1 pseudogene is annotated in these 609 nt (G+C 40.6%); it reads left to right on the top strand.

What is annotated here, in order from left to right:
* Positions 1 to 609: pseudogene (gene abaF / locus C1642_RS19960) on the top strand (fosfomycin efflux MFS transporter AbaF); the annotation flags it as partial.

Raw genomic sequence — 609 nt, 5'->3', positions numbered from 1 at the left:
ACACTCCTAGTGATACTGCGTTTAATTCAAGGTTTTGCTTTTGGTGGTGAATGGGGCGGCGCAGTTATTTTAGTTTCAGAGCACAGTCCAGATGATCGCAGAGGTTATTGGGCAAGCTGGCCACAAACTGGCGTACCGCTTGGAAATTTAGTAGCCACACTGGTTTTATTATTACTTTCAAAAAACCTCTCACCCGAACAATTCCTAGATTGGGGATGGCGCTGTGCATTCTGGTTCTCAGCAGTCGTGGTACTGATTGGATTATGGATTCGAAAAAATGTAGACGATGCCGAAGTGTTTAAAGAAGCACAGGCCAAACAACAGCTTCTTGAAAAGCAACAACTCGGGATTATTGAGGTTTTAAAATATCATAAGAAATCTGTTATTGCGGGTATCGGTGCCAGATTTGCAGAAAACATTTTGTACTATATGGTGGTTACTTTTTCGATCAGTTATTTAAAGTTAGTCGTCCATAAAGATACTTCGCAGATCTTACTGCTCATGTTTGGCGCTCATCTGATTCATTTCTTTATTATTCCTTTTATGGGGCATTTAAGCGATATATTTGGCCGCAAACCTATTTATCTTATTGGGGCTGTACTTACTGCT

Source organism: Acinetobacter sp. AKBS16 (assembly GCF_002899995.1).
GTDB classification, from domain to species: Bacteria; Pseudomonadota; Gammaproteobacteria; order Pseudomonadales; family Moraxellaceae; genus Acinetobacter; species Acinetobacter baumannii.
This window is presented reverse-complemented; position numbering and strand designations above follow the sequence as displayed.